Raw genomic sequence first — 22,989 nt, 5'->3', positions numbered from 1 at the left:
CCAGTCAAGGAGGATCATCCATGCCGAGTTTTACCCGAAAAGTGAGCGCCTACTTCATCGTCAAGGATGCGGCACGGGCCATCGACTTCTACAAAGAGGCTTTCGGCGCCACGGAAGTCTTCCGCATGACCGATCCTTCGGACGGGCGGATCGGCCATGCCGAGCTGCGTTTCGGAGAGACGCTGATGATGCTGGCAGACGAATATCCTGACTTCGGAGCCCTGTCTCCCGATGTTGTCGGAGGCTCGCCGGTAACCTTCCACATGGACACGGTGTCGACCGACGCAGCACTGGCGCAGGCGCTGTCGGCCGGGGCGACGATGTTGCGTCCAGCGACCGACCAGAGTTTTGGCGAGCGGGTGGCGCAGGTGCTTGATCCGTTCGGTCATCGCTGGATGTTGTCGCAAACCATCGAGCAGGTCACGCCTGAGGAGATGCAGCGCCGCTGGAACGAGGACATGTCGGCATGAGTGCGCCAGCCCTTGAAGCGCTCGAGGAGGCTGAGCGCGCCTTCAACGCGGCGATGGTTTCCAACGATCCCGCCCAGATCGCCGCCTGCATCACTGAGGATTGGGTGCTGGTGACGCCTGAGCGTGGCCCAATCCCTGCACAGGCTATTCTCTCGGCGATCGGATCCGGTGTCCTGAGCCACAACACGATGACCAAGACGACGCATCACGTCCATCTGCTCGGCAATGTCGCCACGGTTACCGGTCGCGGGCAGAACACGGGCATGTTCCGTGGCGAACCGATATCAGCCGACGAATGGATCACTGACGTCTATCACCGGGAGAACAACAGGTGGCGGTGCGTGCTGACCCACCTCACGCCTGTTTGCAGCCCCTTGGAAATCCCTTCGATTCCAGACAAAATCATCCCGCTCTAGCTGGGGGGACTCCGATGGAAAACCACGAGCCGTTTTTACGCGAGGCGATAGCGCTCTCGAAATCCGCGATGGAAGGCGGCGACGAACCGTTTGGCTCCGTGCTGGTGAAGGACGGCGAAGTCATCCTGCGTGCCGAAAACAGCGTCTTCACCGGCCGAGATATGACGAACCACGCCGAGATGAACCTGGTTAAACTGGCGGCGCAGCACTACGACACTGCATATCTTGCCGACTGCACGCTCTACACCAGCACGGAGCCGTGCGCGATGTGCTCCGGGGCGATCTACTGGTCGGGCATCGGACGTATGGTGTTTGCCTGCTCCGAAACGCGACTTGGCGAGATTGCCGGGATCGGGTTGAACGTGCCGAGCCGGGCGGTATTGCAGACCGGCGCGCGCGTGGTCACCGTGGTCGGTCCGACGAACCTCGAAGACGAAGCGGCCGAAATACATCAGGAGTTCTGGCCGAAGCATCTGGGCAAGGCTTGAAGCGGGTCTACGCTTCCATGAAAAGCTGAACCGCTCTAGCTCTGCCGGAAAAGGCCGCTTCGGCGGGCTTTGCCCGCTCATTTCGTTTGACCAAGCTGTTTTACGAGGTCGGCAAGCATTGCAAACTGGCCTTTGAGGATCTTGATCTCGGCCACGGCGATCGGAAACCATCCCGCCCGGTCGACCTCGGGAAAAGCCTGTATGCGGCCCGATTTCGGAGGCCATTCCATCTGGAATTCCGAACTCCTGATGTTGCCGACCTCAATCGCCGCGTCCGCCTCTACGGACCAGACGACCACCACTTTTCCGCTGGGTTGGCGATATTCGCCGAGCGGGGCGAAGTCTCCTGATATCTCGATGCCGAGTTCTTCCCGCGTCTCGCGGATCGCTGCCGACAGCTCGTCTTCGCCAGCTTCCACCAGTCCTTTCGGGATCGACCATGCACCCTCGTCCTTCTTCGCCCAGAACGGGCCGCCGGGATGGACGAGCAGGACTTCCAGCTCCGTCTCGAAACGGCGATGGATGAGAAGCCCGGCGCTACGGACCGGCATCGGCTGTTCCCGGAACGGTCATGGTCTCCTCCTTGGCGGCTGCTTGCCGATGTAAGGAGAATACCATGTCCATGGGATTTCGTTTCGACCTGCGTGCGAATGGCTGTTCAACTGCGCCGAGCGCCCCATCTCTGTCGGATGATCTACTTCACCAGCGACACGCATTTTGCCGACAGACGCGTCCTTCAGATCGACCGGCGTCCGTTTCCCGACATGGCCGCGCACGACGTCGCCCTGATACGGAACTGGAACGAGATCGTCGGGCAGGAGGATGACATCTGGCATCTCGGCGACTTCATGCATTTTCGCGGCGGCGACTGTGACCAGCTGCTCTCCATGCTGAATGGGCGAAAGCATCTCATCATCGGAAACAACGATCCGGAGACGACGACGCAGGCGACGGGATGGGCGAGCGTCCAGCACTATTGCGAGATGACGCTGGACGACCATCTGCTGATCCTCTGCCACTATCCTTTCCGCACCTGGAACAAGATCGGCAGAAAGTCGCTCAACCTGCATGGGCATTCCCATGGCCGCCTGAAGCCCCTGCCCCGGCAATACGATGTCGGCGTCGATGCACAGGGCCTTCGCCCGGTGTCCCTGGAAACGCTATTGTCGGTGAAGCCGCGGCAATGACCACGAAGTCCCGCTGAGCCGACGCCGGCCGGCAGCTCTGGTTTCAACGGGCCTTTCTACGCTCCCGCGACCGCGCCGTCCGCCTCGCCTCCCTGAGTTCCCAGATAGTCGGCTGCCACCAGCCCCGCTTGCGTTCATGCTCGCCCGCTGCGGTCTTTGCCGGCCAGGTATGGATAAGCTCGTCCAGCGTCGGCAGCCGCCACGTCGCCCAGACGTCTTCGCCCCCGGCATCGGCATAAAACTCGGCAACAGGATCGGGATCGACGACTTCGCCTGTTATATCAGTCACGACGACGATCCCGTAAGCGGAGGTCGCCACCGGGCGCTCCGGCGGCGGAAGATCGTCGGCCGGCACCGGCAGACGATGGCGTTTCCTTTCGGCCGACCGGCGCCGGGTCTTCGCCTCGTCCTCGCTGCCTTTGCGCGCTTCCGCCCGTTTGCGGCGCTCTTCCGGTTCGGCGCGCTTCGCCGCCGCCTCTATCGCGTCCCAGCGATGCTGGAGTTCGTCATAGGAGGCGAAGGGAACTTCCCAGACGCTGAGCTCGCCGTTCCATCGGGCGAAGGGCACTTGGCGAAGTTCGTCGACGACCGTTTTCGAGAAGGGTGTGCGGATGCGCAAGCCCGTCTTGATGACGTCGAGATAGGGACTGAGGATCGGCTCGAACGCATAGGCGTCCCGACCCTTCTCGGCGGCAAACACATCGGCCCGCGCGGCTTCGCGGGTCAGCCAGCGGTCGATGCGGCGGCGCGCCGTCTTGCCGGGAACCGTCCATGCCCGCAGCGTGTCGCTCCAGCGCGCGCGGGGGAAGGTCTCGCGAAAGCGCTGGACGGTCATCCTGTCGAACGGGAACGAAACGCTCTCGACAGGCGCTTCACCGTCCTTGCTGGTTGGAACGTCATTCTTGCTCATGAGGTCGAAACGAACACCTGCTCCAAGCAGTTGCCAGCCGCAGCAGCGAACTGAAGAAACCCGCCGCTTGCCGGGAGACTTGATCCTACGGCGAAGGAGCATAGATGAAAACCATGGATCAGCAGAACGAGACGATCACCTGGTTCCGGTCGCTGGAGCCTGTCCAGCCGATCGAGATGCTCGGCCTCTGGAAAGGCGCCGGCATCCCCTCGGGCCATCCGCTCGATGGCGTGCTGGAGAATCTCGGCTGGTTCGGCAAGCGTTTCCACGCGGACATGCGCGCCGACGCGCTGCTCTTTCAGTGGCGGCCGGATCGGCTGGTGGCGATCGACCTCGGCTTCGTGCCGATTGGGCTGGCGATCAAGGCGGGGCCGTTCGGGCGCACGGGTCTTGCCCGCGGCGGATTTTCCTATCTGCAGAAGGCATGCCGCGCGAGGGGCACGATCGCATCGCTGAAGCTGCGGACCCTCGAGGATGCGGCCACTGCCGCAATGATCTACGACCGCCAGCCGGTTATAGATTACTTCGGCCGGATCAACGACCAGGAGCTGGCCGGCATGATGTGCGTCGAGGGTGACACCCGCCGTTTCTTCTTCAAACTCCGGAGGGTGGACACCGCCCCGCGGCAGAACACGTACACGTGAAGGACGAAGCGGGTGCAAATGCCGCCGCATCGCCTGAATGCGGGAACAATGCGATGTGCTATCCTGTTGCTACCGCACGCAACCCTGGGGGTGCCGTCATGCGCGCTGTCCTGATCACCACTTTGCTGTCGCTCACCTGCCTGCCGGCTCACGCTCAGATGTCGGACGCGGGGTTCCTGCAGTCTTTGGGAGGCGACTGGAGCGGGACCGGGATGGTGCTGACCAGGATCGGCGGCGCGAGCTTCAACGTCTCCTGTACCCTGAGATCGGACGCCACCGCTTCCGCCGTTTCGATGAACGGCCAATGTCGCGGGCTTGCGGTCTTCACCAGGGCGTTCTCGGCAAACGTCAAGGCATCGGGACAGCGCTATAGCGGTAATTACATCGGACCGTCAGGACAGCCCTCGAAGCTCGTGGGAAGCCGGCAGGGCAACAGGCTCAACCTCAACGTCACCTGGGCCCGGGTGGTCAATGGCGATCGGAACGCAACGCTCATGATCGAGAAAGTCGGGCAGGACCGGCTGCGGCTGCAGACGGTCGACCGCGACCTCACGTCGGGCCGATCCGTGGTGACGAGCCGCATCGATCTGCAACGCCCCTCCACGGCAAGCAGATAGGACGCCGCCGGTTCGGAATCGCTACGCCACGGATGCGCAGGCGGGCCGCCCTTTGCTGAAAATCTGCCAAGTACCGCTATGGATCCTCACGACCCATCATCGGTCCAACGTCGGTGAAAACGCATCACTACAGTTTCAAACAGACCGATCGTCCAGCACATCGGGCAGCCCCGAAGCAGGTATAGTGACAAAGGCAACAGAACGAGCGATGGCCATAGAGTTTCATTCATAGTTGCCAAGGCGCACGCTAATGCGGAGAAGCCACCCGCGCCCTTAACGAGGTGAATGGAAAGGTTGCGATTGCCGAACGTCATGTTGCGTCCCTTATGCAAGCGATTGACGGATCAAATACCGACCGCGGTGCAGCCGACTTTTGGTAGCCTCGACTGAGGTGCCGAGCTTGCTCGCTGCCTCCTCCGCCGTAAGTCCCTTGATATCGCGCAGGATGACGACGTCCCGATAGATAGCGGGCAACATCATGATGGAACGACAAAGGTCTAACCGCATCTCCAGATCCGAGGAATCGTACGATTGCTCGTCTTTCTCCTCGGCGAACACTTCCGATTTACGCCTCTGCAGCCTGCGTAGGCAGGTACGTTTGACGATCTGAAAAAGCCAACCAGAGAAAGTCGCGACAGTTCGTAACGTGCCAAGACGGCGATAAAGGATGAACAGAGCATCCTGAACGGCCTCTTCCACGTCTTCGGTTGCGCAGTTGCGGCGGGCGTAGCGACGCAAATTGGGCCGACAGACGTCGAGCAGAAGCACAAGCGCCTGCTCGTCTCCGTGTCTTGCTGCCTCGATCAGCTCTTGCCGGGCCAGGGGAGTCATTCCGACCCCTTAAGCTGTTTGTTCTTTGCTGCGATCTTTCGACCAGCCAAAGCGCACATCGGACAGAAACCGATCGTGGACGTGAATACCATGGGAATAACCAGTGCGGCCCAGAGGTAGCCGACGGGCGAGCCCCAAAAATGAACGGCGCAGGAGCCCATGGCCGCAGCAGCTAACAGACGGGCGATCCTCTCCCACCTGGGAAGGTTCTTCGTGTAAAACACTTGTCGCTCCTTTTCATAAGGCGTTAACATCAGATAAGAGCCTTGCCGAAGCAAAAAGGGTTCAAGGTTTGGAAAAAATCTGCACTGCACCGAACCGGTTAGCAGGCTGCTGAAAATCTTATTGCGGACCGCAACCCATGGCTACGGTTTGATTTTTAACCGGATTGTGTCAACCGACGCGGAATATTGATCCCTTATCGGCGTGCAAGTTCGACCCCCCTGTTATGGAGATCGATGCTCAGCTGAAGCGGGTGATGGACTTCAGGCGAATGAGCAGGATCTAAGATTTCACCTTCCGCTCGTATGCACGGTTTCCCGGCTGCAACTTTCGATATCCCCCTTCGCGGCAGGTTCCTCGATCGAAAAGGCGAGTTCGAAGACGAGACCTTCGGGCCTGTAGTCCGAGTGGGATCGCGCCCGTGCCTTTGCCGGGAAGGCACGCTCGATGAGGATTGAGCCGAAGCCCCTCTTCGTCGGTTTCGACACCGGCGGCCCGCCGGATTCGGTCCACAGCAGCAGGACGCGGCCTTGATCGCGCTTCCACTCGATTGCCACAGTTCCGTCCTCGCTTCCGAGGCTTCCGTACTTCGTGGCATTGGTCGCGAGTTCATGGATCACCAGCGAAAGCGGCAGGGCGATGTCGGCGGGGAGAACCACGTCCGCTCCGTCGAGACGAATATGTTCGGCCTCCGAGGCCACATGCGCCCGCAAGGCGGCGGAGACGATCTCCCTGACCGATGAGGCCGATGCTTCCCCGGACAGAATGAGATCATAAGTGCCCGCCAGCGCCGCGAGCCTTTCGGCAAAGGAATTGTAGCGTTCCGGATCGGAGCGCGAGAACGTCTGCCGGGCGATCGCCTGGACGAGGGTGAAGCCGTTTTTGACCCGGTGCGCCAGTTCGCGGACGAGAAGGATCCGCTCTGCTTCCGCTTCGTCGTTGCGGCGCCTGCGCTCCTCGAGTTCGTCCAGCAGCCGATCGAAGGTGGCGCCGACCACTGCCAGCTCGTCCGATCCCGTCATGCCGGTTCTGGCCGAGGTCTGGCCGCCGCGCCACTTCTCCATGACGTCGGCGATCCGCCAGATCGGCACGAGGATGAAGCGGTTGCCGATGAAGATTGCGGCGGCGAGCGAAAACAGCGCTCCGCCGATGATGGCGAGCGTGTTCATCAGCGTCGCCCGCTCGATTGGCGCGAAGGCCTCCGGCTTGGAAAAGCTGGCGCTGACATAAAGGGGGCTGGATGGCAGCGCGATCGGGCGATAGCCGACGATACGCACCATTCCGTCCCGGCTCGTGACCTCGATCACGTCGGGCTGTTCGGCATGGACCAGTCGCTGGTATTCGTCGGGGATCACGGTGCCGACGAATTGCTCCGCAAGGGGAACGCGCGCGACGATGGTTCCCTTGCCGTCGGCGATCGTCACCGCATTGCCGGGAGCGACGCCGCGTTCGGTGATGCGGTTCTGCAGCCAGTCCATCCGGATGCCGCTGACGATGACAGCCTTGAGGACGTCGCCTTCCATCAAGGGCATTGCGAGCGGCAGCACGTGCTTGTCGGAAAGACGGCTTTGCGTGTAGGTGCCGACGGTGAAGTCCTTGGTCTTCAAAATCTGCCGGAAATAGTCGCGATCGGAAAACACCACTCCGTCTGGAAACGCGGTGCTGCCGCAGACCGGCCGCCCGTCGAGCCCGACGACGAAGATGGTGCTGACGTTCGGAATGCTTTCGGCAACCGATTTGAGGGCCTCGTTGCAAGTGCCGACGTCGAGGTGCCGGACGGAGGGCATGGCGGAGACGGACACGAGAAGGCCATGCAGGCCCTCGACGATCCTTTCGACTTCCGACGATGCCTGCCTCGCCGCCTGCGCCGCCGATGCGCGCACTTCTTCATTTCGCTGGTGGCGTAGCGCCACTTCGTTATAGGCGAGCATCGCCACCACAGGCGCCAGCGCCGCGACCGCAACTGCAACCAGTTTGAGTCTCATCCCGTACCCCCTCGCCAGTGGTGGTAGCACGATCGAGGCGATCTCGCCCAGACCGGGTCGGCAATCTTGCCCCGCAAAATTCCAAATGTGCGAATTCGGACATGCGCTTGGCCGGTAAGAACGGGAAGCTAACCACTCCGAAAGCGCGTTTGTGCCCGAGCCTTGCCGACGTCCGGATTGTGGCTAGATATTGCAAGGATGAACGATGCCAGAAGCGCTTCTTCCCAGAATTCCGCTGCCGGGCCGGCTTCGCCGCGGCCGCTGACGAGTGCGATGTCGGCCGAAGTCGAACGGCTTTTATCGGGGCGAACCCGCGATATAAGACTGACTGCCGAGCTGCGCCGCCGCTTCGATGAAAGAGCATGGCGGCAGACGGCGAAAGTCATCCGCTCCTGGATGACATGGGTGGCATTCGTCGACGTTCTGACGCTGGCGCTGAACGCCATCCTGCTTCCCCATCCGATTGCGCTGGCGATGGTTGCCCCCGCCTGCCTTCTGCCGCCGGCGGCAATTGCAACGACGCTCCTCTGGTGCAAGCCGCGTCCGGCGGCGGTTCAGCGCGCATCGCTTCTCGGGGGAATGTTCCTCATTCTTCTGTCGGTGGCGCTGGTCGGCGTCTTTGCCGGCGGCGAATTCTATGAGCGGCATCTGACCATCATGCTGTTCGTCGCAACGAGCGCGATCACCATCTTCAGCGTGCCGCTGGCATGGACGGTCGCGATCGCCTGTTATGCCCTCTGCCTCTACTTTATCTTTCAGTGGTTCAACCCGCTCGTGGAAACGGGCAGCGTTATTGCAGGAACCCTGTTCTTTTCCTGCGGCATCATCGCGACCGTGGTTGCCCGGCGGACGATGAACATCCTGGCGCAGAAGACATTCCTGCTCGATTGCCGAGACTAGCGCCGCGTCGCGGAACTTGCCGATGCCAATGCCCGGCTGGAGCGGCTGGCGAGAACCGATCCCCTGACGGGCATTGCCAACCGCCGCTGGATGATGGAGACGCTGGAGGAACTCTGGCGGAGCAAAGGTGAGGCCGGCGTCGTCGCGTCCATGCTGATGTGCGACATCGATCACTTCAAGGCGCTGAACGATAGTCTCGGCCACAGCGAGGGCGACCGCTGCCTCGTCAAGGTGGCCGGCATCATCCAGAGCAGCGTGCGCGCCGACCGCGACCTCGTCTCGCGCCACGGCGGCGAGGAATTCCTGATTGTGCTTCCAGGCGTCGACGAAGAAGAGGCCGTGGCGATCGCCAAGCGCATCCGCGAGAGCGTCGAAGCCGCCGCCCTTCCCAACCCCTCTTCCGCCGTCGGGCCTTCGGTAACGCTGAGCGTGGGGGTGGCGGTGAAATCGGCTCTCGATTCCGAGATTTCGCTGGATAATCTCCAGCACCAGGCCGACATGGCCCTTTATCGCGCCAAGCAGGCGGGACGCAACCAGGTCTCCATCTTTCGCCGGCCGCGGCAGGCCGCCGAGCAGACCGCCGCACTGCGGTAAGTCGCGTATCGGCCATGGCGCTGATGTGAAAAGCAGCGAATTGGGCGTGAATGGCTGTCGGTGTCGGGACACCTCAAACGTCCTTTGTGAGGCGAGGCGACACCTCGTCGATTGAAACGACAGCTCGGAGATTGGCAACATGGCGCTCAAGCGGATGGACAACATAGGTATCGTCGTCGAAGACCTCGGCGAGGCGATCGATTTCTTTCGCGAACTTGGCCTCGAGTTCGAAGGGCGGGCCACGATCGAAGGAGAATGGGCCGGACGTGTCACCGGACTGGGCGATCAGCATGTCGAGATTGCCATGATGCGCACGCCTGATGGGCACAGCCGGCTCGAGCTCTCCCGCTTTATCAAGCCTGATATCGTCGCAGGTCACCGCAACGCCCCGGTCAACGCTCTCGGATACCTCCGCGCCATGTTCACCGTCGACGATATCGACGAGACGCTTGAAAGGCTGCGTGCGCGCGGCGCTGAGCTCGTCGGCGAGGTCGTCCGGTACAAGGACGTTTATTTGCTCTGCTACATCCGCGGGCCCGAAGGCCTTCTCATCGGGTTAGCCCAGGAACTCAATTGAGCGCAGTGACGGTGCTGGCGGCAGCGTACATTTCGACCCTGTCACGCCCGCCGCGCTTCGCCCGGTAGAGGGCTTGATCTGCGCGGTCACGCAGCTTTGTCGCATCGCATTCGCCACTCCAGAGCGCAACGCCCGCGCTTACGGTTGGTGTTACGGTCCCGGCCTCGACGGCAAAGGCCAAGCCGCTGATCTCTCTCCGGATGACGTCAGCCGTCGCGAACAGAGTGTCGTCCGTTTGGTCGCGCAGGAACAACGCGAACTCTTCCCCGCCGAGGCGGCCGAGCAGCAGCTTCCGTCCAGCGGCGGCGGCGATGGTTTGCGCGACGCCGACAAGGACAGCATCACCGATCTCATGGCCATGCCGGTCGTTGACCGACTTGAAGTGATCGATATCTATCATGATGAAGCCATCACCTTGCTTAAGTTGGTGCGGGAGAGAGGCAAGGAAGTTCTGGCGGTTGGGAATGCCCGTTAAGGCGTCGGTATTTGCAAGACGACTTAACTTGGCTTCCGCCCTCTCCTGCACGAGAACCACCACGAACAACGCCACCGAAAAGTGGCAGATGATGAGCATGAAGAAGGCATTCCGCGGGGCGATCGGACCATATTCTGGAAACACCAACCCAAGGACGACCAATGCCGAGAATATCATCGCGGCCATAAGTGATGCGGCAAGACCGATTCTTCCGGGCAAGCGATCACCGAGAAAATCCACCATGATGGCAGCGGAAGAGATGAGGAGGAAGATCGAAGCGTTTGCGTTGAATACCGCGGCCCGCATTTGATTATCGAGATACCAATGCGTGACGCCGACGACAATTGACAGGATGAGCGCGGCTGTCACCAGCAGCCAATCTGAAAGCCTGCGTCGGTGCCCGCTTAGCTGGATGATCCCAACAGCCATCAGCGCGTAGCCGGTCACTCCGACGGAAAAGCTCCCGAAGGTCCAGATTTCATAGCGAAGTGAACCCTGCTCGCCCATTCCCGCGAGCGTGGAGGCGAAGGCGAGAAGGCAATCGCCAACCGCGAGAAGCTCAAGGCCGGGCTCCCGGGACCGCCATCTCATATAGAAAAAGCATAATGCGCCAACGATGAACGATGACTTATGGAGAAGAAGAACCGTAGCAAGATCCATCGACGAACTCTGAGCCAAGAAAGACGCCGACGGAGATAATCAACAACAGCTACGTTTATGTGAATCTTCTTGCTTGATGCTTGATGAAGGCAGCGAACCGCTCGGCCCTGCTGCAAAAAGTCAATCCGGCTGCGCGGGCTGCGACAGCTCCATAAATTCGAGATAATCATTCTCCGCTGCATCGTCGGCCGGAAACATCGATTCCAATCGAATCTCCTCCGTGGCGATCGTCTGCGGCGTTCCCACGGTGGTGATCATCGAAAACATCGGCAGCGCCTTGCCGGCAGCTTGAAATTTCAGCGGGATGACCGCCAGGCTCCTATTTTGCTCTTCCGGATCGCAGTCATTCAGGCTTGGCGCGCCGGGATAGGCGGCGAGTTCCGCCAACAAGCGTTCCGTTGCCTTGTCGACGATCCCGCCTACGCATTCGCGCCTGACCCGCCACAGCAGGCCGCGCGCCGTCTCCGCGAAATTGGCGATAAACGGGCGCAGGCCCTGCGGATCGAAAACGAGATGCAAAAGGTTGCGAGGCGTCGGCCGGCTTTGAAGATCGACGAATTTGCCGAAGAAGGCAGGTGCTGCCTCATTCGTCCTGATGACGTTCCAGTAGCGATCCAGGACGAGCGCCGGAAAGGGTTGATGCTGGCGCAGCATTCGGCCGATCGCACGGTCGATTTCGACAGGCAACTCCCCGGGCGTGCCCTTGGCATAATGAGGGGCGTAGCCGGCGGCGAGCATGATTTCGTTTCGCTCGCGCAGGGGAACGCTGAGCGCATCGGCAAGGTCGATCACCATCTGACGGCTGGGGGCAGACCGTCCCGTTTCGACGAAGCTGACGTGCTTTTGCGAAATGCCCGTGTCCAGAGCGAGATCAAGCTGCGACTTTCCTCTCAGGGCGCGCCAGTGCCGCAGCAGCTCTCCTATCGCCGGCCGCGGACGATGAATGGTCTGAGATAGTGTCGACATCGCTCTCTCCCGGATTTGGTTTTGCCCGTGGCGCTCCACCGGGCGTGGCCTAATTCTTATTCCAGGCGTGGGCGTCGAAGGGTGCTTCGAGCGGCGGATGCGTAACGCCTGCGGTATAGTTGGTGATGGTGGATGCCGCCACGACGGCAATGACTTCAAGCAGGCGGTTCCGGTCGAAACCGGCCTTCAGAAATTGCTCCGCATCCTCCGGGGCGACCTGCCCCCTCGCCTGGATAAGCGCGCGGGCAAACCTGGAAAGGGCGGCATCGCTCGGATCGGAGGGAAGATAACCATAGCGGATCGCCTCGACATCCCTCGGCGCGACGCCTTGTTCCCCAGCGAGGAAACTATGAAACCCGACCGCCCACTCCGCGCCATTGGTCACGGCGTTGGTGAGCAGCAGGATCTGTATCTGGCGTTCGGTAAAACTGCCGCCATGGACATTCTGGAACAGGGCAGCAAGGCAATTGACAAGGACGGGTGAAGCCGCCATGGCGCCGGCGATGTTGGGCACGAAACCGAACGCCGCCTTCAGCCCGTTCAAAGCGGCTTTCGATCCTTCAGGCGCGGTGTCGGTGTTGTGGATTTCGAAGTTCATCACGACTCTCCTCGATGAGTTCCTGCGCTGTCTCAGCGCAATTGCAGCATGCCGATCGGAGTGCATGGTCTCAATTACATCGCAGGTAGTTGCCGCCACGAGGCGGCGCCGGGTTCGCGTCGGCGCCGACCGGTCGAGAGGGTAGCAGATCCTCGCCACGGGGCGGAGTAAAGAGCGGGCTTCGGTCCGGAAACAGGCGCCTCTGCTCTAAAACGTAAGCTGCACCTTACAGGCGACCGTGCGGTCACCGGCGAGGATGAAGGCTGCATTCGCCTCTTCGAGCGGCAGGCTGTGGCGGATGATCGGTTTCACGTCGATGCTGCGACTTGCGATCAGGGCGACGGCGATGGCGAATTCTTCGTGGAAACGCTGGGTGCCGTGGATATGAAGCTCCTTGCCGACGATGGCATTGAGCGGCATCGGGATCTCGCCGGTGACACCGACCTGGACGATTGTGCCGCGCGGCCTGATCGCCGCAATCGCGCTGCGGATGGCGGGTGCTGCGGCCGAGCATTCGAAGACGATATCGAAATAGCCTTTTCCCGCTTCGAATTCGGCAAGCGCCGCAGGCCCTTCGGAAACATTGACCGTGCGGCTGGCGCCCATCGCTTCTGCTCTCTCCAGCGCCGCACCGGCAAGATCGGTCACGACGATCTCGGCTGCGCCATGATGACGGGCGACGGCGACCATCAGGCAGCCGATCGGGCCAGCGCCGGTGACGAGGACGCGCTTGCCTTCGATATGACCCGCGCGCAATGCCGCGTGCAGGCAGACGGCGAGCGGTTCGCTGCAGGCGGCTTCCGCTGCGGTCGTCGCCGCTCCCGCTTCGAAGCATTGCCTAGCCGGCACGACAAGCCATTCCCGGAACATACCCTGCTCATGCGGCAGGCGCATCGCGCTGCCCATGAAGCGCATCTCGAGGCAGTGGATCGGCAGGCCCTTCGAGCAATATTCGCAGTGGCCGCAAGGCTGGCTGGGATTGACCGCGACCAGCGTGCCGGCTTCGAGGTCGACCCCCTCGCCCGCCTGGCTGACGATCCCCGAGGCCTCGTGGCCGGGTATGATCGGCTCACGAACCCGGATCGGCCCGAAGCCGCCGTCCTGGTAATAATGCAGGTCGGAGCCGCAGATGCCTGCGGCCGCCATTTGCAGAAGCACCTCGCCTGGACCGGGCGCCGGAACGGTGTCGGTTTCGATCCTGAGATCGCCCTTCTGGTAAAGCCGTGCCAGACGTGTCTGCATTGCGGGCTCCTATCGCAACAACCCGAGCTGCTGCGGCAGCCAGAGTGATATGGCCGGAACGAAGGTGATCAGGATCAGCGCCAGGAAGAGCGGCACCAGCCAGGGCAGGATCGCCATGGTCGTGCGCTCGACCGAGAGCTTGGCGACCCGCGACAGAACGAAGAGTACCATGCCGAGCGGCGGATGCAGCAGGCCAATCATCAGGTTCAGTGTCATGATGAGGCCGAACTGGACGGGATCGATGCCGAACCTCGCGACAATAGGCAGAAGGATCGGCACGAGGATGGTGATCGCCGCAATCGTATCCAGGAAGCAGCCGACGAACAGCATCAGCAGGTTCACCAGGATCAGGAACACCCACTTGTTGTCGGTGATCGACAGGATCGCATCGGAGAGCAGCTGTGCGGCCTGGCTGACCGTGAGCAGCCAGGCGAAGACCGATGCCGCAGTGACGATGAAGAGAACCGATGCCGTCGTCTCGATCGTATCGAAGCTTGCCTTAGCGAGCGTGGAGAGCGTCATCGTGCGGTAGCGCACTAGGCCGAGGAACAGCGACCAGAGGACGGCGGCGACGGCGGCCTCCGTCGGCGTGAACCAGCCCATCGTCATGCCGCCGATCAGGATGACCGGGGTCATCAGCGCCATGACGGCGGAAAAGCGGAAATACCAGTCCAGCGCCAGAAGCGCGGCAAGGGCAATGCCCGCTGCGGCGTTCATCGATACGCCCACCTGCATCATCAGATAGATCGCTACCGGCACCAGCAGCACGACGACGATTTCCATTCCCGCCGACAGGAGCTGGCGTACATCGAACGGCGCGTCCGAGCCCCAGCGCTTCCAATAGGCGAAGGCGGCGACTGTGATCATCATCAAGAGCGTCATGACGACGCCGGGCAGGATGCCCGCCATGAAGAGAGCGCCGATCGAGACATTCGCCATCATGCCGTAGATGACGAAAGGCAAGGACGGCGGGAAGATCGGCCCGAGCGTGGCGGAGGCAGCCGTCACGCCGACCGCGGCCTCGACCGGATAGCCGTGATCCTTCATCGCCTTGATCTCGATCGTGCCGATGCCGGCCGCATCGGCGAGCGCCGTGCCGGACATGCCGGAGAAAATGACGGAGCCGATGATGTTGACCTGCGCGAGCCCGCCCTTCATCCAGCCGACGAGGGCGACCGCAAAGGAATAGATGCGGCCGGTGACACCGGCCGAATTCATCAGATTGCCGGCCAGGATGAAGAAGGGAACGGCGAGCAGCGGGAAGCTTTCGACGCCGGCGATCATGCGCTGGGCGACGATGATGTCGGGCGCCACGCCATAGAGAACGATGTAAAGCACGGATGCGACGGCCATCGAGATGGCGACGGGCACACCGACCAGCATCAGCACCAGAAACGAGCCAAGAAGCAGCAGCATCGGATCAACCCTCGACGGTCTGGAATTCTTCCGGGCGCTCCAGGACGGAGTAGCCGCGGCGAATGTTGGCGATGAAGACGATGACCGCACGGAGCAGCATCAGCACGAAGGCTGCGAGAACGGAGTAGAACACGATGTTGCGCGGCAGCTCGATGGTGACCATTTGCTCGTCGGCGACAATGTCGACATAGCGCCACATCAGGGTGCAGCCATAGGCGAAAAAGCTGATGCGGACGATATCGACAAAGGTCGCGAGCACGCGCGCCAGCCCTACCGGCATATAGTGATAGAACACATCAACCTGGATATGGCGCGACATGCGCACGCACATGGCGGAGCCGAGAAAGACGACTGCGATCAGGCAGTTGATGGCGATTTCCTCGGTCCAGGCGTAGCTGTCGTTCAGCACATAGCGGGTGAAGAACTGCAGGAAGACGCAGCCGGCCATCAGCCAGAAGACAACAAGCGTGATCCAATCCTCGATGGCGTAGTCCGAGACGTTGGCGGTCGGCGCGTGTCCCTCGAATTCGTGGCCGATCTCCTCGGCCGTGATGGGGGTGTGGATTTCTTGCGACATGATCGGCCTTGTCTGAGTTGGGGAAGAAGGGCGCGACGTCGAGACGTCGCGCCGCAAGCTTTACTGAATCGCCCGGATCGCTTCCCAATCGGCCTTGTCGTAGCCGAAGTCCTCGAACTTGACCTTTTCCATCACGGTCTTCTCGAAGTCTGCTTTGTCGACCTCGGCGACGTTGAGGCCCTTGTCCTTGAAGGTCGCGATCAGGCTGTTTTCCTTACCGGCGATCGTCTTGCTGGTGCGCTCGGCGGCTTCCTGCATCACCTCGCCGAAGATCTTCTTGTCCTCGTCGGAGAGCTTCGCCCACAGCTGCTTGGAGATCACCGTGTTCAGGTGATCGACGATATGACCGGTGAGGATGATGTTCTTCTGGACTTCGTAGAACTTCTTCGCCTCGATCGTCGTCAGCGGATTTTCCTGCGCCTCGACGGTGCCGTTCTGCAAAGCGAGATAGACCTCGGCAAAGGCGATCGGCGTCGTGTTGGCGCCGCAGGCGCGCGGCATGGCGAGATAGGCCGGAACGTCGGGCACGCGGATCTTCAGGCCCTGCATGTCGGCGCATTTGGCGATGGGCTTGTTCGAGGTCGTGTGGCGCGTGCCGTAATAGCTGACGGCGGCGATATGGTTGCCGGTCTTGTCTTCATAGCCTTTGGCAAGACGCTTGAAGACGTCGCTCTTCGTATAGGCGATCAGGTGGTCGGGACCGCGGAAAATATAGGGGAAGTAGGTGACGCCGATCGGCTTGTAGTCGCGCGCCGCAAAGCTCGATCCTGAGATGATGATATCGACCGTTCCGAGCTTGAGGCCCTGGTTGATGTCGGCTTCCTTGCCGAGCTGCGAGGCCGGATAGACCTCGATCTTGTAGCGCCCGTCGGTGCGCTTGGCGATTTCTCCCGCAGCCCAGACGGAATCCGTGTGGAATGGCTCGGAGGTTTCATAGACATGCGCCCATTTCAGCACTGTCTCGGCGTGCGCAATCGCCGTCGATGCCATGATCGCGGCTGCGGTGCAAAGTATCGTTGCCAGTCTGCTCTTCATCGCTCTCTCCTCCCGAATTCGGGTTTAGTTCTTGGTCTTTCCTTTCGCGGGCGCCTTGTCGCGGCCGCGCTTCTCCTCTCCCGAGAGCTCCTCCCCGAAGCTCTCGGAAAACCTCTTCTGCGACAGGGTGAGATGGGCGCGCATGGTGGCCCTTGCGCCCGCCGCATCGCCGGCGGCGATCGCATCGCGGATAGCCCGATGCTCGTCGACGGCGCTGCGCCATGTCGTCGGCCCCTCGAAATGGCTGGCGAGCTTTTCGAAATAAGGCGTCATGCGCATGTCGAACATCTCGCCGGTCACGCGGATCAGCGTCGCATTGCCGATCATGGCGGCGATGCCGATATGAAAGGCGCGATCGGCGGCAATGACCGCGCCCGCATCGTTGACGCCGCCGCTCATGCGCATCAGCGCTTCGTCGAGCACCGCGATGCCTTCCGGGCTAGCGCAGCCGGCGGCTTCCTCGGCGATGGCGCATTCGATGATGGCGCGCGCCTGCAGCAGTTCGAAGGGCCCCTCCACCGGCTCGCGCTCGCTTGCCGCGGCCGTCGCCGCATGCCGGCGCACCACGTAGATGCCGGACCCCATGCGGATGTTGACGAGACCCTCGACCTCCAGCACGATCAGCGCCTCGCGCACGGTCGGGCGCGAAACCGCCAGCTTTTCCGCCAGCTCGCGCTCGGCCGGCAGGCGCTGGCCGACGGCAAGCTCGCCGCTCGCGATCATCACGCGAATCTGGTCCGCCACCTGCCTGTAGAGGCGGCGTGATTCAACGGGCGAAAACATTCTGGCCTCCCCGGCGGCTTCTCCTCAAGCGCGCATCTGGTCAACTGGCCTGACCAATTGTGTTATCGGTATCATCGCCTGGGTTGTGCGTCAATCCGCCGCATGAAACTTAAACAGGAGAAATTGCGCCATAGGTCGAGGCGAGACGGTGGCGGCGAGTCTGCGGCCAATCGCGGCCCGAGACGCCGGGGACATTATAGGCATCGGCCGCGAAGGCTTCGAGGGAGGTGCGGTTGCGGATGATCACCAGGCCGCGGCTGGAATAGATGAGATGTTCGCCTTCGAGGACATGCAGGGCATCGGTGACGCTGGAGCGCCGGACGCCGAGCATGCTCGCCATATACTCGTGCGTGATTTCGATCTCCTCCCCTTCCAGGCGATCGTGGCACATCAGAATCCATTTCGCCAACCGAACGTCGATCTTGTGGACGGCATTGGAAAGTGCGGTGTTGGCGACCTGCACGAAGAAGGTGTGAAGAAAACGCGAAAGCGCCCGGCGTATGGTGGGCCGTTCGACCAGGAAGCCGGCCAGGGCGCGGGCTTCCACGCGACGTCCGTGGCCGCTGATCTGCATCATCACGTCGAAGGAAAACCGCTCCGCCCCCGCGGTAAAGGCCGGCGGCGACATTCCGTCCCTGCCGAGCACGCCGATTTCGGCCTTTCTTCCCTCTGGGCTCATCGCCATCATCGAGGCGATGCCGTTTTCCAGGAAATAATAGTGGCTGACCGGCATGCCCACATGGACGAGCGCGAAATCGCGTGGGAGAGGAAGCGGCTCCAGTATCCGATCCAGAGCCAGAAGCTCCGGATCCGTCAACTGCGATAGAATGAGATTTTCGCTTTCGAAGGCTCGCATCGCTCTGCCCTTTATCGGCAAGAGGACAACGTCTCTCGGCCGTCAACGCCACAAGTCCGCTCGGCCGCGCGTGATATTGTGAACTTCGGAATGGCCGATTGCAAGGCGCTCGAAATTAAACTCGAACCCTCGGCTTAGGGTTCCCGAGTTTTGTACGCAAACGCACGCCTGATGAATTTATTGTAGCGAGTGCTAATGTTGTCTGGCGGCAATTGCGGGAGCGCGGCATGGATCAATATCCCCTTCCGAGCGACGAGACTGAAATCTATCGGCACATCGTCGAAAGCGCGCGGGACTATGCGATTTTCGCGATGGATCGCGACGGCACCATCGTGACCTGGAGCGCCGGTGCGCAAGCGCTCTTCGGCTATTCCTCACCCGAAATCATCGGACAGAACAGCGCCATCCTCTTCTCTTTCGAAGATCAGCTTGCGGCGGCGGCGCAGAAGGAGATCAGGCGTGCGCTCACGACCGGGCGCTCCGAGGACGATCGCTGGCACGTCAGGAAGGACGGCGGTTCGTTCTGGGCTTCTGGGCTGACGATGCCGCTGCGCAACGAGTTGGGCGAGATCTACGGCCTAATGAAGATCGTTCGTGACCGGACGCGGACGCAGCATGAGGAGGAGGCGCTGCGCGCCAGCGAAGAGCGCCTTCAGCTCATTCTCAAAAGCGCGATCGACTATGCGATCTTCGCCTTCGATCGGGACGGGCAGATCATCAGCTGGAACACCGGTGCCTGTCGCATCTTCGGCTATGAGGAAGATGAAATCATCGGTCGCGATGCCCGCATTCTCTTCCTTCCCGGTGATCGCGCCGAGGGGGCGCTGGAACAGGAAATGAAGGCGGCGGCCGAGCGCGGCCGCGCGGAGAACGAGCAGTTTCACCTGCGCAAGGACGGATCGACATTCTGGGGCAGCGGATTGACCATGCCGCTGCGCGCCCAGCGTGCGGGCTATCTCAAGGTGCTGCGAGACGATACCGAGCGTCACTTCGCCGAGGAACACCAGCAAATCATGCTTCGCGAGATGAGCCACCGGGTCAAGAACAGCCTGGCGCTGGTCGCGGCCATGCTCGCCATGCAGGCTCGCTCCGCCAAACAGGATGAGGTCGGTCAGGCGCTTCGCGATGCCGAGGCGCGCGTCGGAACCATCGCCGAGGTGCACGATCAGTTGTGGCGTCAGCCGCATCTCGAAACAGTGGATCTGGCGGATTTTCTGTCCAGCCTCTGCCAACGCCTGCAACAGACGACCTCCAGCCACATCCTCTCCGTCGACGCCGATCCCTGCGCCGTCGATGCCGACCGCGCCATCCAGATCGCGCTCCTCGTCAACGAGCTGGTGACGAACGCCTTCAAGCACGCCTATGCCGATGCCGCAGGCGCCGTGACCGTCAGTGCGCGCAGCGCTGGCGACCAGATCCGCCTCGAGGTGGCCGATGACGGCAAAGGCCTGCCGCCGGAGGTATCGTCCGGCGAGAACGACGGCAGGAGCCTCGGAATGAAGATCGTCCGCGCGCTCGTGCAGCAGCTGAAGGCCGAGCTCCATATAGAGGATCGACAGCCCGGTACGGGTTTTGTGATCCGCTTGCCGAGGGAGGGCTGAGGGCTTCCCGCCCCTGATCAAAACCGTACAAAACTCTCGCAAACATGAAATGGGCGCGGCATGCCCTATATACCAATCCATTACCGCCAAACGGCGCCGGTATGAGCACGGGCTGTCTCCCGCAAGGAGAAGGTCATGCATGCACCGGACCGGCGCGATACCCGCAATTTACTGTTGAAGGCTTTGCCGCGCGATGCCTTCGACATGCTGACCGCCGATGTCAGGACAATCGAACTTCCGGTGAAACATGTTCTGGTTGAAGCCGATCGGCCGAACGGGCACGTCTGTTTCATCGAGGACGGTCTCGCCTCGATGGTGGCGGCCAACGGCGACAACGAAGCCGTCGAGGCGGGCCATATCGGACATGAGGGCATGGCAGGACTGCATGTCCTGTTGAGGACCGAGACGACGCCCAACCGGACCTTCATGCAGGCCGCTGGATTCGGCCTGCAGGTTTCCGTGGAAAGCTTCAGGCGGACCCTGGCGGAATTTCCGGTCGCCAACGATCTGTTCCTCAAATATATGCATTGCTGCGACATTCAGCTCGCTCAGTCGGTGCTCGCCAACGGGCGCTACAACATGCATGAGCGGCTCGCCCGCTGGCTGCTGATGTGCCACGACCGGCTGAACGGCAGCGACCTGCCGCTGACGCATGAATTTCTGGCGCTCATGCTCGGCGTGCGCCGCGCCGGCGTCACGAACGAACTGCATGTGATCGAAGGACTGGGAGCGATCAGGTCGAGCCGCGCCAATGTCAGGATCCTCGACAGGGAGCGGCTGGAAGAGATCGCGGCCGGAAGCTACGGCGTTCCGGAGCGGGAATACGAGCGTCTGATCGGCTTGCCGATCCGGCGACCCTCGAAAGCGCGGCGCGATCTTCCGGTTTCGCCTGCGGCGCCTTAGCACCGTCCTCTCGCGACATGTTTTAATCGAAGCTTTCGACGGTTTCGCTGAAGGACAGGCTCAGAAGGACGTTTCCCGCCTCGTCGCAGATGTGCATTCTTCTCCCAGAAATGTCCCTTCCCGCAAGAACGGCCTGGCTCATCAGGGCTCGTCATCCTGCACGGCTTCATATCTTGCGTCCTCGAGGGTTGCCAGTTCCGACCCTTCGGGATCGATGACCGTATCGGCTCCTGAAACGACGTTGAAATAAAATCTTGGCATCGGCTGCCTCATCGTTGCAGAATCAATGCCATAGCTCGTCGTTGGTTCCACGCTTCAGGCCGCACGGGGCGGCGCATGCCTCGCTATCGGCAGGTTCTGCAAATCCAGATGTATGTGCCGCATCAGGCCCGCGAGCCTGTGCCTGTCGCGAATGCCGCATTCGAACCAGGATACGAGTTCCCTTGCAACATGCTGCGCCTGCGGGCTCGCCATCCCGCATGATTTTTCCCGGCACCATTCCTGAAGGACAGCGGTCAACATCGTCACATCGTCTGGCTGCAACGCCGGCTTGGTGATTTCCGAATGCTGGATCATCTGCCTTCCTCCCGTTATATGCAGCAATCCTAAACTTCGGGTCTTCGATTTCAACAGCTAGTGCGGAAGCGTACGGATCAACAAAGAGCGAAGGCGCGGGCTAGGCGAACCCGAAGGATCGCGACACGTTTTAGGGGAACCAGAGCGCCCGGGTGGGGTTCGGCATTCACCAGAAAATGAACGTCGCGTCACTAGCTTGAATATGGTAGGCACGATGCAGGCGCGGACCGCCCGCTGTTTGAACCGCCATCAGCATGACCACCCGCCAACCCAGGATTATCGTAGGCGTCCGCTCATGAAATCGCTCAGCCCGGTCGCCGGCAAGACGATCCTTATCATCGGTGAGGCCAGCTTCCTTTCGAGCGGTGCCAGAGACGCATTGATTGCGCGCAAGGCGCTGCTCGCGGGCCCTGTGGTCGTCTCCAGCGCGATGGAATGCCTGAGCGAGGGCCTGATCTTCGATGCCGTAATCATCGACGTGACGATTTCCGACGAGGCCATGCTCTGGATGAACGAATGGCTGGAGACGCGCCGGATACCTTTCATCTTCGCTCATGGCGAGGGGTCCAACACGCCTCGGGGCGGCTTCGTCGTCAGCGGCCGCCCTTCCGATATCGAGGCGATGATTTCAGCCCTGTTCGGGCCGGACTCCTCCTATTATCATTGAGAGTGGCAGGACCTTCGGAACCGGAATGCGTCGCCGCCTCAACGCGCAAGCTGCGTGCCGATCAGCCGCCGATACTCCTCTTCGGCCGCCCCATAAGCGCCGTGGGCCTCTTCGATCAATCCCTGTCGGTTGAGGATGACGATCTGCCGCCTCGTCGAGCGGATCAGGCCCTTGCCTTCGAGCAGGTGCAGGGCGACCGTAACGCCGGCGCGGCGCACGCCGAGCATCACGGCCAGAAATTCGTGGGTCAGCCAGATGGTCATGCCGTCTGTGCGGTCGTGAACCATCAGCAGCCATCGCGCCAGCCGCTCTTCGAGCTTGGCATGGCCGTTGGCAAGCACCGTCGACGTCGTCTGCGCAAGCAGGGCCTGGACATAGGCGAGAAGCAGGCTGCGTAAGGCCCGGCTTTCCTCCATCGCTTGGGAAAGGACGGATGCCGGCAGCTTGAAGCCATGGCCGGAAACCTGCATGAACGTCCGGTTGGCGGATTGATTGCCGCCGAGGATGACGGCCGCACCCGTCATACCTTCGCGCCCGACAATGCCCACCTCGATATCGCGTCCGCCCGGAAATCTCGCTACGATCGAGGCAAGCCCGGACTCCAGCATGTAGACGTCGCCGACCGGGCTATTCTCCGTTTCGAGGATCAAAGGAACGTCAAGGTCGACAGGCTCCAGATGCGGCCGCAGGAGTTCAAGCTCCTGCAGTCCCATGGCGCGCAAAAGTTCATTTCGGAAATTCAATTGTCGGTCATCCATATAAGTCCGCGCATTAATGAGAATGCGACCCCCGT

Annotated in this window: 27 protein-coding genes and 1 pseudogene; 11 read left to right on the top strand and 17 right to left on the bottom strand. The window is 61.5% G+C overall.

The window, feature by feature from the left end:
* Positions 1-20 precede the first annotated feature (20 nt).
* Genes EFQ99_RS25695 through EFQ99_RS25685 form a run of 3 tightly spaced genes read left to right on the top strand, consistent with a single transcriptional unit; the run spans position 21 to position 1,374 of the window.
* Positions 21-470, top strand: coding sequence for a VOC family protein (locus EFQ99_RS25695; RefSeq protein ID WP_126924018.1), 450 nt, complete (start codon positions 21-23; stop codon positions 468-470).
* A complete protein-coding gene (locus EFQ99_RS25690; protein ID WP_126924017.1) occupies positions 467-886 on the top strand; it encodes a nuclear transport factor 2 family protein in 420 nt (139 codons plus the stop codon). The genes EFQ99_RS25695 and EFQ99_RS25690 overlap by 4 nt, the downstream gene beginning before the upstream one ends.
* Before the next feature lie 14 nt (positions 887-900).
* Positions 901-1,374, top strand: a complete 474-nt coding sequence (locus tag EFQ99_RS25685) for a nucleoside deaminase (protein WP_126924016.1) — start codon at positions 901-903, stop codon at positions 1,372-1,374.
* 77 nt (positions 1,375-1,451) lie between these two features.
* Here EFQ99_RS25685 and EFQ99_RS25680 read toward each other — a convergent pair whose 3' ends face one another.
* The gene (locus tag EFQ99_RS25680; RefSeq protein WP_126924015.1) at positions 1,452-1,925 is read right to left on the bottom strand and encodes an NUDIX hydrolase; all 474 of its coding nucleotides are present in this window, start codon (positions 1,923-1,925) and stop codon (positions 1,452-1,454) included.
* Between the two features lie 138 nt (positions 1,926-2,063).
* Here EFQ99_RS25680 and EFQ99_RS25675 point away from each other — a divergent pair, with 138 nt between their 5' ends.
* Positions 2,064-2,561, top strand: a complete 498-nt coding sequence (locus EFQ99_RS25675) for a metallophosphoesterase family protein (protein WP_126924066.1) — start codon at positions 2,064-2,066, stop codon at positions 2,559-2,561.
* 43 nt (positions 2,562-2,604) lie between these two features.
* Here the strand turns inward: EFQ99_RS25675 and EFQ99_RS25670 are convergent, their stop codons facing one another.
* Positions 2,605-3,471: a hypothetical protein gene (locus EFQ99_RS25670; protein WP_126924014.1), complete on the bottom strand. Its 867-nt coding sequence runs from the start codon at positions 3,469-3,471 to the stop codon at positions 2,605-2,607.
* A gap of 104 nt (positions 3,472-3,575) precedes the next feature.
* Here EFQ99_RS25670 and EFQ99_RS25665 point away from each other — a divergent pair, with 104 nt between their 5' ends.
* Positions 3,576-4,115 (top strand): GXWXG domain-containing protein, encoded by a 540-nt coding sequence (locus tag EFQ99_RS25665; RefSeq protein ID WP_126924013.1) that lies wholly within the window; start codon positions 3,576-3,578, stop codon positions 4,113-4,115.
* A gap of 98 nt (positions 4,116-4,213) precedes the next feature.
* On the top strand, positions 4,214-4,732 hold the full coding sequence (locus tag EFQ99_RS25660; protein WP_126924012.1) for a hypothetical protein: 519 nt from the start codon (positions 4,214-4,216) through the stop codon (positions 4,730-4,732).
* 324 nt (positions 4,733-5,056) lie between these two features.
* Here EFQ99_RS25660 and EFQ99_RS25655 read toward each other — a convergent pair whose 3' ends face one another.
* The 3 genes from EFQ99_RS25655 to EFQ99_RS25645 form a co-directional block, all read right to left on the bottom strand.
* Positions 5,057-5,563: an RNA polymerase sigma factor gene (locus tag EFQ99_RS25655; protein WP_126924011.1), complete on the bottom strand. Its 507-nt coding sequence runs from the start codon at positions 5,561-5,563 to the stop codon at positions 5,057-5,059.
* Complete coding sequence (locus EFQ99_RS36320; protein WP_126924010.1) at positions 5,560-5,817, bottom strand: YgaP family membrane protein; 258 nt, start codon at positions 5,815-5,817, stop codon at positions 5,560-5,562. The genes EFQ99_RS25655 and EFQ99_RS36320 overlap by 4 nt, the downstream gene beginning before the upstream one ends.
* Positions 5,818-6,075: 258 nt before the next feature.
* Positions 6,076-7,770 carry a sensor histidine kinase gene (locus EFQ99_RS25645; RefSeq protein ID WP_126924009.1) on the bottom strand — a complete coding sequence of 565 codons (1,695 nt, stop codon included), beginning with the start codon at positions 7,768-7,770 and terminating at the stop codon, positions 6,076-6,078.
* 198 nt (positions 7,771-7,968) lie between these two features.
* On the opposite strand from EFQ99_RS25645, the pseudogene EFQ99_RS25640 reads away from it, so the two are divergent.
* Positions 7,969-9,264, top strand: a pseudogene (locus tag EFQ99_RS25640) (GGDEF domain-containing protein).
* Between the two features lie 139 nt (positions 9,265-9,403).
* Complete coding sequence (locus EFQ99_RS25635; protein WP_126924008.1) at positions 9,404-9,841, top strand: VOC family protein; 438 nt, start codon at positions 9,404-9,406, stop codon at positions 9,839-9,841.
* Here EFQ99_RS25635 and EFQ99_RS25630 read toward each other — a convergent pair.
* From EFQ99_RS25630 to EFQ99_RS25590, 9 genes are all read right to left on the bottom strand, one after another.
* Entirely contained in the window at positions 9,834-10,976 is a 1,143-nt protein-coding gene (locus tag EFQ99_RS25630) for a GGDEF domain-containing protein (protein WP_126924007.1), read from the bottom strand. The two genes, EFQ99_RS25635 and EFQ99_RS25630, sit on opposite strands and share 8 nt — an antisense overlap.
* 120 nt (positions 10,977-11,096) lie before the next feature.
* Entirely contained in the window at positions 11,097-11,942 is an 846-nt protein-coding gene (locus tag EFQ99_RS25625) for a helix-turn-helix domain-containing protein (protein WP_126924006.1), read from the bottom strand.
* A 49-nt stretch (positions 11,943-11,991) separates the two neighbouring features.
* Positions 11,992-12,540 carry a carboxymuconolactone decarboxylase family protein gene (locus EFQ99_RS25620; RefSeq protein ID WP_245441585.1) on the bottom strand — a complete coding sequence of 183 codons (549 nt, stop codon included), beginning with the start codon at positions 12,538-12,540 and terminating at the stop codon, positions 11,992-11,994.
* A gap of 207 nt (positions 12,541-12,747) precedes the next feature.
* Positions 12,748-13,782, bottom strand: a complete 1,035-nt coding sequence (locus EFQ99_RS25615) for an L-idonate 5-dehydrogenase (RefSeq protein ID WP_126924004.1) — start codon at positions 13,780-13,782, stop codon at positions 12,748-12,750.
* A gap of 9 nt (positions 13,783-13,791) precedes the next feature.
* On the bottom strand, positions 13,792-15,198 hold the full coding sequence (locus tag EFQ99_RS25610) for a TRAP transporter large permease (RefSeq protein ID WP_126924003.1): 1,407 nt from the start codon (positions 15,196-15,198) through the stop codon (positions 13,792-13,794).
* Between the two features lie 4 nt (positions 15,199-15,202).
* Positions 15,203-15,775, bottom strand: a complete 573-nt coding sequence (locus EFQ99_RS25605; RefSeq protein ID WP_126924002.1) for a TRAP transporter small permease — start codon at positions 15,773-15,775, stop codon at positions 15,203-15,205.
* Between the two features lie 60 nt (positions 15,776-15,835).
* Positions 15,836-16,810 carry a sialic acid TRAP transporter substrate-binding protein SiaP gene (locus tag EFQ99_RS25600; RefSeq protein ID WP_126924001.1) on the bottom strand — a complete coding sequence of 325 codons (975 nt, stop codon included), beginning with the start codon at positions 16,808-16,810 and terminating at the stop codon, positions 15,836-15,838.
* A gap of 24 nt (positions 16,811-16,834) precedes the next feature.
* On the bottom strand, positions 16,835-17,593 hold the full coding sequence (locus tag EFQ99_RS25595; protein WP_126924000.1) for a FadR/GntR family transcriptional regulator: 759 nt from the start codon (positions 17,591-17,593) through the stop codon (positions 16,835-16,837).
* A gap of 109 nt (positions 17,594-17,702) precedes the next feature.
* Entirely contained in the window at positions 17,703-18,449 is a 747-nt protein-coding gene (locus EFQ99_RS25590; protein WP_126923999.1) for a Crp/Fnr family transcriptional regulator, read from the bottom strand.
* A 227-nt stretch (positions 18,450-18,676) separates the two neighbouring features.
* On the opposite strand from EFQ99_RS25590, the gene EFQ99_RS25585 reads away from it, so the two are divergent.
* Both EFQ99_RS25585 and EFQ99_RS25580 read left to right on the top strand, forming a co-directional pair.
* Positions 18,677-20,050 carry a sensor histidine kinase gene (locus EFQ99_RS25585; RefSeq protein ID WP_126923998.1) on the top strand — a complete coding sequence of 458 codons (1,374 nt, stop codon included), beginning with the start codon at positions 18,677-18,679 and terminating at the stop codon, positions 20,048-20,050.
* 135 nt (positions 20,051-20,185) lie between these two features.
* Positions 20,186-20,953, top strand: coding sequence for a Crp/Fnr family transcriptional regulator (locus EFQ99_RS25580; RefSeq protein ID WP_126923997.1), 768 nt, complete (start codon positions 20,186-20,188; stop codon positions 20,951-20,953).
* A gap of 141 nt (positions 20,954-21,094) precedes the next feature.
* Here the strand turns inward: EFQ99_RS25580 and EFQ99_RS36315 are convergent, their stop codons facing one another.
* Both EFQ99_RS36315 and EFQ99_RS25570 read right to left on the bottom strand, forming a co-directional pair.
* On the bottom strand, positions 21,095-21,214 hold the full coding sequence (locus EFQ99_RS36315) for a DUF6894 family protein (RefSeq protein WP_425376288.1): 120 nt from the start codon (positions 21,212-21,214) through the stop codon (positions 21,095-21,097).
* 54 nt (positions 21,215-21,268) lie between these two features.
* Complete coding sequence (locus EFQ99_RS25570; RefSeq protein WP_126923996.1) at positions 21,269-21,529, bottom strand: hypothetical protein; 261 nt, start codon at positions 21,527-21,529, stop codon at positions 21,269-21,271.
* A 295-nt stretch (positions 21,530-21,824) separates the two neighbouring features.
* Between EFQ99_RS25570 and EFQ99_RS25565 the strand changes: the two genes are divergently transcribed.
* Complete coding sequence (locus EFQ99_RS25565; protein ID WP_126923995.1) at positions 21,825-22,196, top strand: response regulator; 372 nt, start codon at positions 21,825-21,827, stop codon at positions 22,194-22,196.
* A 38-nt stretch (positions 22,197-22,234) separates the two neighbouring features.
* Here the strand turns inward: EFQ99_RS25565 and EFQ99_RS25560 are convergent, their stop codons facing one another.
* On the bottom strand, positions 22,235-22,954 hold the full coding sequence (locus EFQ99_RS25560) for a Crp/Fnr family transcriptional regulator (RefSeq protein ID WP_126923994.1): 720 nt from the start codon (positions 22,952-22,954) through the stop codon (positions 22,235-22,237).
* Positions 22,955-22,989 lie beyond the last annotated feature (35 nt).

It is taken from the genome of Rhizobium vallis, from assembly GCF_003985155.1.
Classification (GTDB): domain Bacteria; phylum Pseudomonadota; class Alphaproteobacteria; order Rhizobiales; family Rhizobiaceae; genus Rhizobium; species Rhizobium vallis.
The sequence above is the reverse complement of the archived record's forward strand: the minus strand, read 5'-3'. Positions and strand labels throughout refer to the sequence as shown.

Coding starts and splice junctions, on each gene's coding strand:
- EFQ99_RS25690 (WP_126924017.1), top strand. CDS start 467: ATGAGTGCGCCAGCCCTTGAAGCGCTCGAGGAGGCTGAGCGCGCCTTC.
- EFQ99_RS36315 (WP_425376288.1), bottom strand. CDS start 21,214: ATGCCAAGATTTTATTTCAACGTCGTTTCAGGAGCCGATACGGTCATC.
- EFQ99_RS25670 (WP_126924014.1), bottom strand. CDS start 3,471: ATGAGCAAGAATGACGTTCCAACCAGCAAGGACGGTGAAGCGCCTGTC.
- EFQ99_RS25590 (WP_126923999.1), bottom strand. CDS start 18,449: ATGCGAGCCTTCGAAAGCGAAAATCTCATTCTATCGCAGTTGACGGAT.
- EFQ99_RS25665 (WP_126924013.1), top strand. CDS start 3,576: ATGAAAACCATGGATCAGCAGAACGAGACGATCACCTGGTTCCGGTCG.
- EFQ99_RS36320 (WP_126924010.1), bottom strand. CDS start 5,817: ATGTTAACGCCTTATGAAAAGGAGCGACAAGTGTTTTACACGAAGAAC.
- EFQ99_RS25615 (WP_126924004.1), bottom strand. CDS start 13,782: ATGCAGACACGTCTGGCACGGCTTTACCAGAAGGGCGATCTCAGGATC.
- EFQ99_RS25685 (WP_126924016.1), top strand. CDS start 901: ATGGAAAACCACGAGCCGTTTTTACGCGAGGCGATAGCGCTCTCGAAA.
- EFQ99_RS25680 (WP_126924015.1), bottom strand. CDS start 1,925: ATGCCGGTCCGTAGCGCCGGGCTTCTCATCCATCGCCGTTTCGAGACG.
- EFQ99_RS25635 (WP_126924008.1), top strand. CDS start 9,404: ATGGCGCTCAAGCGGATGGACAACATAGGTATCGTCGTCGAAGACCTC.
- EFQ99_RS25600 (WP_126924001.1), bottom strand. CDS start 16,810: ATGAAGAGCAGACTGGCAACGATACTTTGCACCGCAGCCGCGATCATG.
- EFQ99_RS25675 (WP_126924066.1), top strand. CDS start 2,064: ATGATCTACTTCACCAGCGACACGCATTTTGCCGACAGACGCGTCCTT.
- EFQ99_RS25610 (WP_126924003.1), bottom strand. CDS start 15,198: ATGCTGCTGCTTCTTGGCTCGTTTCTGGTGCTGATGCTGGTCGGTGTG.
- EFQ99_RS25645 (WP_126924009.1), bottom strand. CDS start 7,770: ATGAGACTCAAACTGGTTGCAGTTGCGGTCGCGGCGCTGGCGCCTGTG.
- EFQ99_RS25655 (WP_126924011.1), bottom strand. CDS start 5,563: ATGACTCCCCTGGCCCGGCAAGAGCTGATCGAGGCAGCAAGACACGGA.
- EFQ99_RS25620 (WP_245441585.1), bottom strand. CDS start 12,540: ATGAACTTCGAAATCCACAACACCGACACCGCGCCTGAAGGATCGAAA.
- EFQ99_RS25625 (WP_126924006.1), bottom strand. CDS start 11,942: ATGTCGACACTATCTCAGACCATTCATCGTCCGCGGCCGGCGATAGGA.
- EFQ99_RS25585 (WP_126923998.1), top strand. CDS start 18,677: ATGGATCAATATCCCCTTCCGAGCGACGAGACTGAAATCTATCGGCAC.
- EFQ99_RS25660 (WP_126924012.1), top strand. CDS start 4,214: ATGCGCGCTGTCCTGATCACCACTTTGCTGTCGCTCACCTGCCTGCCG.
- EFQ99_RS25695 (WP_126924018.1), top strand. CDS start 21: ATGCCGAGTTTTACCCGAAAAGTGAGCGCCTACTTCATCGTCAAGGAT.
- EFQ99_RS25580 (WP_126923997.1), top strand. CDS start 20,186: ATGCATGCACCGGACCGGCGCGATACCCGCAATTTACTGTTGAAGGCT.
- EFQ99_RS25570 (WP_126923996.1), bottom strand. CDS start 21,529: ATGATCCAGCATTCGGAAATCACCAAGCCGGCGTTGCAGCCAGACGAT.
- EFQ99_RS25630 (WP_126924007.1), bottom strand. CDS start 10,976: ATGGATCTTGCTACGGTTCTTCTTCTCCATAAGTCATCGTTCATCGTT.
- EFQ99_RS25605 (WP_126924002.1), bottom strand. CDS start 15,775: ATGTCGCAAGAAATCCACACCCCCATCACGGCCGAGGAGATCGGCCAC.
- EFQ99_RS25595 (WP_126924000.1), bottom strand. CDS start 17,593: ATGTTTTCGCCCGTTGAATCACGCCGCCTCTACAGGCAGGTGGCGGAC.
- EFQ99_RS25565 (WP_126923995.1), top strand. CDS start 21,825: ATGAAATCGCTCAGCCCGGTCGCCGGCAAGACGATCCTTATCATCGGT.
- EFQ99_RS25560 (WP_126923994.1), bottom strand. CDS start 22,954: ATGGATGACCGACAATTGAATTTCCGAAATGAACTTTTGCGCGCCATG.